Origin of the sequence: Psychrobacter sp. (genome assembly GCF_030457785.1) — a bacterium.
Lineage (GTDB): Bacteria > Pseudomonadota > Gammaproteobacteria > Pseudomonadales > Moraxellaceae > Psychrobacter.
Genome location: NZ_JAKDUI010000149.1, coordinates 1 through 7,092, shown reverse-complemented (window position 1 = coordinate 7,092; position 7,092 = coordinate 1). Strand labels below are relative to the sequence as shown.

Below are 7,092 nucleotides of genomic sequence, written 5' to 3'. Positions count from 1 at the left end.
GTTACTTTAATCAAAATCTCTTATCAGCTGTCCTAAATTAGTTGACCACTACAATCATTGGCATTGACGTATGCTTCACGTGCTTGTTCTAACCAGCGATCTGCCATACGAAAGTGTGGGCTTGACTCTCTCCAACCACGTTCGCATTGGTTTGTGGCTGCCCAAATGAGCGCAATTTCACTAAATGCCATCTCACGTGGTGCTGAAGCTATACCGTTACTGTCTTTAAGTGCGCCCAAGGTCGCCCACAAATCAGGGCGCATCAAAGCAGAGGTATCAGGTAGGTCTTGAAAGAGATCAATTTGATCAACCGTATCGTTTTTCAATGACTGTAATAAAAACTCTGCTGCATGTGCCGCATAGGCACCATCAGAGGTATAACTATTAATACTGCCTTGATGAATAGCGTAGGTCAACCACGCTTGAGCTTTGTAAGCTGAGTATCTTTGGTGTGGTGTCTTGTCTGTTTGTTGATACGGCTCTAGTTGAGTCAACATGCAGTTCATGGTCTGTTGCAGGTCACTTTGGTAGGTATAAGACGGGGTTTGATCTTGTGCACCATCCTGACAATAATCAGTATCAGAAAGACCGGTCGCTGCTGATGCTGATGAAGCAGTCGCCAGTAATAATACTGCAGATAGCGTAGTATATATGTGCCGCTTATAAGAGGCTGCTTCCATGGATGATTTCAACATAATGCAAACCTCGTATTAAGGTAGTGGGTTTTGTTATTCACTATAGCGTGTTCGACAGTTACTAATCCTGATCGTTTGATATCTGATAATTTATGGTTCAGTCGTCGCAAAGTTGTTGGAGTCGAGCTGCAACAACTTTATTAGACTATAACGTAGAATTGCTTATCAAACGCTGGTTTTTACTTGGGTCATTACGCTTGAACACGTTTTCATCAAACTTGAAGCGCAGTCTAAAGTAAGCGCCTTCTTGTGTGCTGTCGTCGTAAGCGATGTCTTCATCCTCAAAGCTCATAAAGTTATAACCAAGTGATAACCATAGGTTTGTCATCGGGCTATAGCCAACTTCTGCACCCACGAGATAAGCTAAGTCATCTGCTTGTTCATTCCAGTAAGTACCTGCTTGTAGACTGACATCCCAGCGTTCGCTGATATCGTATAAACCGCGACCATAGACAGCGTGCGAGTGTTATCACTAACGAGACCGTCCGCATCATATTCAGTATATTTACCAGCGTAACAACCGGATAATGTTAATGGACGTGTAGGGTGGTAGTTGGCACTCGATGACCAAATCATGGTGTCTTGCTGATATGGCGCAGTTCCGGTAGAGTTATCGTCCATGCGATACTCAAGTTTGTATTTATTATTTATTTAAAAAATACTTGTCATGCAGCCATTTCTACATTGCTATAAACAATTTGCTAATTAGAGCCTATAATACTAAGGCGTCACAGCAGTATCCATGTGTATTGATGTGGTTAAAGCATGCCTAGTACAAGGGCACACCAGACAGAAGAGAAAGTGGGTTTTTCAATAAACTTCCTAAAATTAACAAGGAAGTCATTGCATAAACTTGCTTGACGCGACATTATTGAATAACAGGTTGACTTTTGATTTCTAACACCCTGCCATCAAGCAGGGCTGACCGATAGACAAGGACTAATAACGATGAATTATTATAAGGATGCTGATAGCACCGAAACTCAAGAATGGTTAGATGCTTTCGAGTCTGTGATCAAACACGCAGACAAGGATCGCGCACAGTTCCTCTTGAAAGCCTTATATAATATGGCGGTTCAAGAGGATTTGCCATTTAACCGTCTGGATACGGCTTATATCAACACTATCGCTGTTGATGATGAGCCTATGTATCCTGGCGACTTGGGTATTGAGCGTAAGATTCGTGCCTTGATTCGCTATAACGCGTTGGCGATGGTGATGCGTGCCAACAAGAACGACGATGAGTTGGGTGGCCACTTGGCGACATTTGCTTCTAGTGCCACGCTCTATGAAACAGGGTTCAATCACTTTTTCCGAGCAGCGAATGAAAACTTCGGTGGTGATATGGTTTATTACCAAGGACACTCAGCACCCGGTATCTATGCACGCTCGTATTTAGAAGGACGATTGACTGAAGATCAGTTGGATAATTTCCGCCGTGAAGTCGGTGGTAAAGGCTTGTCAAGCTATCCACATCCATACTTGATGCCTGATTACTGGCAGTTCCCGACGGTATCTATGGGTCTGGGTCCTATTATGTCGATCTACCATGCGCATGTACATCGCTACATGGAAAACCGTGGTTTGTTGGAAAAAGAAGGTCGTAAGATTTGGACTTTCTTGGGTGATGGTGAGACCGATGAGCCAGAAAGCCTGGGTGCAATATCGCTTGCTGGCCGTGAAAAACTAGACAATTTGATTTGGGTCATCAACTGTAATTTGCAGCGTCTTGATGGTCCTGTTCGTGGTAACGGAAAGATCATTCAAGAGCTAGAGTCGGTATTCCGCGGTGCAGGTTGGCGAGTGATTAAGGTCATCTGGGGCGGAAATTGGGACAGCTTGCTCGCCAACGATGACACAGGTGTGCTCAAGCACCGTATGGAAGAAGCGGTAGACGGTGAGTATCAGCTATACGAGGCTCGCACTCCTGAGTTTGTCCGCAAAGAATTCTTCGGTAAGTATCCTGAGCTAGAAGAAGTGGCAGATCAGCTGACCGATCATGATATCTCTCGCCTAAACCGTGGTGGTCATGACCCAGTGAAAGTCTACGCTGCGTTTAGTGAAGCTATGAAAACTAAAGGTCAGCCAACGGTGGTGTTGGTCAAAACCGTAAAAGGTTATGGTCTGTCTGATCAAGCGCAAGCAGTCAATAAGTCGCATCAAATAAAAAAGCTAGACCAAGATGCGTTGTTGTACTTCCGTGATCGTTTTGATTTGCCATTTACCGATGAGCAGTTAGAAACACTGCCGTTCTATCGTCCAGCAGAAGACTCCGCTGAGATGAAGTACCTAAAAGGTCGTCGAGAGTCGTTGGGCGGACATCTACCAAACCGCCGTAGTGGTCATATTCCATTGAGTATCCCTGATTTATCGATGTTTGACCGTATGTTGAAAGGCAGCAATGGCAAAGAGCAGTCGACGACGATGGTGTTTGTACGTCTACTATCAGCGATGCTCAAAAACAAAGACATTCAAGATCGTGTCGTGCCTATCGTGCCTGATGAAGCACGTACCTTTGGTTTAGAAGGTATGTTCCGTCAGCTGGGTATTTACTCAGCGTCTGGACAAAAATATACGCCAGAAGATAGTGAAGCATTGATGGGCTACAAAGAAGCCATCGATGGTCACATGCTAGAAGAAGGCATCAACGAAGCAGGGGCGATGAGTACTTGGATCGCGCTAGCCACCAGTTATTCGGTCAACGCTCTGCCAATGATTCCGCTGTATATTTACTACTCAATGTTTGGTTTCCAACGTATTGGTGATTTGGCATGGGCAGCAGGCGATTGCCAAGCACAGGGCTTTTTGTTAGGTGCTACAGCAGGACGTACGACTCTAAACGGTGAGGGTTTGCAGCATCAGGATGGTCATTCTCAGATCTTATTTAATACCGTGCCGAACTGTGTCAGCTATGACCCTTGTTTCGGCTATGAGTTGGCCGTCGTCATGCATGATGGCCTGCGCCGTATGTATGGAGAGGGCGAGCGTGTCTATTATTACTTGACACTCATGAATGAAAACTATGAGCAGCCTGCGATGCCAGAGGGCGCAGAAGAAGGCATCAAGCGTGGTATGTATCTGCTAGAAGACAATGGCTCAACTCAAGTACAGCTATTGGGCTCAGGTGTTATCTTACGCGAAGTGCAAAAAGCGTCGAAGATTTTGAAAGAGGAGTTCAACATCACATCCAATGTCTGGAGTGTGACCAGTTTCAATGAGTTGACTCGTGATGGCATGGCCTGTGATGATTACAATCGCTTGCACCCAATGGATGAAGAAAAAGTGCCATGGGTCACTGAGCAGTTGGCTCCACATGAGGGTATCGTCCTAGCTGCGACTGACTATATGCGCAACTACTCAGAGCAGATACGTGGCTGGTTGCCTGACAGCCGCCCATATACCACGCTAGGTACTGACGGTTATGGCCGTTCGGATTCGCGTGAAAAGCTACGTAGCTTCTTCCATGTAGATGCCGCTCATATCGTTGTTTCAACGCTTAAACGTCTGGCAGATGAAGGTGAAGTAGAAATGCGTTTGGTCAAAGATGCGATCTCAAGCTTTGGTATCGAAGCCGATCAGCCGCCAGCATGGCAGCAACAGCCGCATTATGATCACTTCCCAGATGCACCAGCACCTGACAATATCAACCCGACACCAGTGCCTGAGTTCATCGATGAAGATGATGCAGAAAACCAAGCTGATACGACTGAACAAAACAATGGTGATGTCAAAGAATAATAACGATAAGGCAAGGAGATAAACCATGGACATTAAAGCCCCCGATTTGGGTGTCGATAGTGCCGAAGTCAGTGAGATTATGATCGAAGTTGGTGACGTAATCGAAAAAGACGAAAACATTATTTTATTAGAGTCTGATAAAGCATCGGTAGAAGTGCCGAGCTCTGCTGCCGGTAAAGTGACCAAGATAAATGTCGCTGTCGGTGATCAGGTCAGTGAAGGTATGGTGCTGATCGAGCTAGAAAGCGCTGAAGATAGCTCGGAGAGCGATGACGAAAGCACTGCTGAAGAGCAAGCGGAAGCAAAGCCTGAACCGACTGACAGTGAGTCAAAAAAATCGGAATCAAGTGAGTCAGAATCTACGGCAAAACCTGCTGCTAATGAAGGTAAGTCAACGACCCACGCGTTACCTGATTTGGGTGTTGAGGAAGCGCAAGTATCTGAGATTATGGTCAGCGTCGGCGATACAGTCAGTGCTGAGCAGTCAATCTTGTTGATTGAGTCTGATAAGGCATCAGTGGAAGTACCAGCGCCAGAAGCAGGTAAGGTGGAAAAAATACTGGTCGAAGCAGGAGATATGGTTGCTAACGGTCAGGATTTCATTGTTATCTTGGGCGAAGGTGCTGAAGAAAGTGAGGCTGACTTGAAGGACTCAGCCGACGCCAGTTCAGGTACCAAGTCAGATAAAAATTCAGCCGATAAGCCTGAGAAGAAAGACACTAGCGAATCGCAAAAGTCTGGAAAATCTGAAGCATCATCCAAGTCGCCTGGTAAGTCACCTAGCACGGCGAGCAATACCCAAGCGGCTGCTGATAAGCGTGGCAAGCTGACAGAAGCACAAGTGAATGAAAAGCTTGTCGATGTCTATGCAGGACCAGCTGTACGTAAGTTAGCACGTCAATTGGGTGTGGATATCACGCAAGTGAGTGGCTCAGCAGCGAACGATCGTATCTTAAAAGAAGATCTGTTCGCATATGTCAATGACAAGCTTAACAGTCAAAAAGCGGCGCCCGCGAGTGGTAATGTGAGTACTACCAGTCTGCCAAGTTTACCGGATATGAGCAATACTGAGATCTGGGGCGAAACAGAGACACAAGACCTGAGTCGCCTACAGAAAGTTTCTATACCACAGCTCAATTACAATACACTGCTACCGCAGGTGACACAGTTTGATTTGTCAGATATCACTGAGACAGAAAAGCTACGTGGCGAGCTAAAAGGCGGCATGAAAGCTGAAGGTATTGGCTTCACTATCTTGGCATTTGTGGTTAAAGCGACGGCTTATGCTTTGATGCAGCATCCACGCTTCAATAGCCATTTGAGCGATGACAATACCCAAGTGATATTGCGTAAGAGCGTCCATATGGGTTTTGCAGTAGCGACCGATGATGGTCTCATCGTGCCTGTCATCAAAGACGTGCAAGACAAAGGTCTGAAGCAGATTGCTATTGAAATTGGTGATCTAGCGGCAAAAGCTCGTGATAAAAAGCTGGGTGCGAAGGATTTACAGGGCGCAAGCTTTACGATTTCGAGCCAAGGTAACTTGGGTGGTACCGCGTTCACACCACTGGTGAACTGGCCACAAGTAGGTATCTTAGGCGTTTCTGAGGCGAGTATGCAGCCGCGTTGGAATGCAAAAACACAAAGCTTTGAGCCGCGTCTAATGTTACCGCTCTCGTTGTCTTACGATCATCGTGTGATCAATGGAGCGGATGCTGCTGTTTTCACTCGTTATATCGCAACGCTATTGGCAGATCCGCGTCGTATTTTGCTATAAGACATATAGCGGTTTGCTATCGTACCAACAAAAAGACCATCCGAAAGGATGGTCTTTTTTTGTGCATGTGTATTTGATGATTGATCAGTGAGAGAAAACAACAGAGCCAGCACGATGGCTGGCTCTGTTGTTTATCGCATTAATTTTATGGTATCTATCTTAGAATTGTTTTACAAAAGCAACACCATATACCCATGGGCTAATATCGACAGAACCTATGTCAGTGCCGTTCAATTCTACGTCTGGTTCGATATCCATGTAACGTGCATCGATACGGAAAGACTCAGTCTTATTATATGGAATATCGATACCGACATGACCTGCTACGCCAACGCTGTCATCAATGTCTAAATCATTGCCATTACCCAGATAGATTCTTTCTTTGAAGAACGTAGTGTAGTTAACACCAACACCAACGAAAGGTTTGATGTTCATCGGCATATTGTCATAGTCGAAATGATATTGCAGAGAAAGGGTAGGTGGTAGATGCTGAGTCTCAGCATTAATTTGACTGCCATCGTTATCAGTTAGTGTGATGTCGTGATGAAATGGAATCGCTGCAAGTAGTTCAACACCGATATTGTTAGCGATGAAGTATTCTCCGCTAATGGTTGGGCGGATGTCATCGTCGACTTCTACAGAGCGCGCACCATCTGCTAGTGTACCATTGTCACTTTTAGGGTCGACCATGTGAGCACCAGCCGCAACAGACCAAGTACCAGCTGGTACCGCAAAAACAGTGGTCATCGTAAGTGCAGTAGCAGCAGCTAAAACTAGGGATTGTAGTTTCATCGTTTTTTTCCTTAAAATAGTATGGGTCATTGGTCAGCCTTTGGCGCGCAATGGTCTTGGTTGCCAATATATAATGCTCTGTCGTAAACA

The 7,092-nt window shown here is 45.6% G+C and carries 6 protein-coding genes; 2 read left to right on the top strand and 4 right to left on the bottom strand.

Going from position 1 to position 7,092, the window contains the following annotated elements; all coding sequences use genetic code 11:
- Positions 1–32: 32 nt before the first annotated feature.
- From L0J61_RS07975 to L0J61_RS07965, 3 genes are all read right to left on the bottom strand, one after another.
- Complete coding sequence (locus L0J61_RS07975; RefSeq protein WP_301465902.1) at positions 33–695, bottom strand: hypothetical protein; 663 nt, start codon at positions 693–695, stop codon at positions 33–35.
- A gap of 145 nt (positions 696–840) precedes the next feature.
- On the bottom strand, positions 841–1,050 hold the full coding sequence (locus tag L0J61_RS07970) for a hypothetical protein (protein WP_301465900.1): 210 nt from the start codon (positions 1,048–1,050) through the stop codon (positions 841–843).
- Positions 1,051–1,058: 8 nt separating this feature from the next.
- A complete protein-coding gene (locus L0J61_RS07965; protein ID WP_301465899.1) occupies positions 1,059–1,316 on the bottom strand; it encodes a hypothetical protein in 258 nt (85 codons plus the stop codon).
- 327 nt (positions 1,317–1,643) lie between these two features.
- Between L0J61_RS07965 and aceE the strand changes: the two genes are divergently transcribed.
- Together aceE and L0J61_RS07955 are read left to right on the top strand one after the other, a co-directional pair.
- Complete coding sequence (aceE, locus tag L0J61_RS07960) at positions 1,644–4,433, top strand: pyruvate dehydrogenase (acetyl-transferring), homodimeric type (RefSeq protein WP_301465897.1); 2,790 nt, start codon at positions 1,644–1,646, stop codon at positions 4,431–4,433.
- A gap of 25 nt (positions 4,434–4,458) precedes the next feature.
- Positions 4,459–6,210, top strand: coding sequence for a 2-oxo acid dehydrogenase subunit E2 (locus L0J61_RS07955; RefSeq protein WP_301465896.1), 1,752 nt, complete (start codon positions 4,459–4,461; stop codon positions 6,208–6,210).
- 159 nt (positions 6,211–6,369) lie between these two features.
- On the opposite strand, the gene L0J61_RS07950 is transcribed toward L0J61_RS07955, so the two are convergent.
- Positions 6,370–7,002 carry an OmpW family protein gene (locus tag L0J61_RS07950; protein ID WP_301465894.1) on the bottom strand — a complete coding sequence of 211 codons (633 nt, stop codon included), beginning with the start codon at positions 7,000–7,002 and terminating at the stop codon, positions 6,370–6,372.
- Between the last annotated feature and the right edge of the window lie 90 nt (positions 7,003–7,092).

Bases quoted from the DNA above. Each gene is read 5' to 3' on its own strand.
- L0J61_RS07955 (WP_301465896.1), top strand. From the start codon at position 4,459: ATGGACATTAAAGCCCCCGATTTGGGTGTCGATAGTGCCGAAGTCAGT.
- L0J61_RS07975 (WP_301465902.1), bottom strand. From the start codon at position 695: ATGTTGAAATCATCCATGGAAGCAGCCTCTTATAAGCGGCACATATAT.
- L0J61_RS07950 (WP_301465894.1), bottom strand. From the start codon at position 7,002: ATGAAACTACAATCCCTAGTTTTAGCTGCTGCTACTGCACTTACGATG.
- L0J61_RS07965 (WP_301465899.1), bottom strand. From the start codon at position 1,316: ATGGACGATAACTCTACCGGAACTGCGCCATATCAGCAAGACACCATG.
- aceE (WP_301465897.1), top strand. From the start codon at position 1,644: ATGAATTATTATAAGGATGCTGATAGCACCGAAACTCAAGAATGGTTA.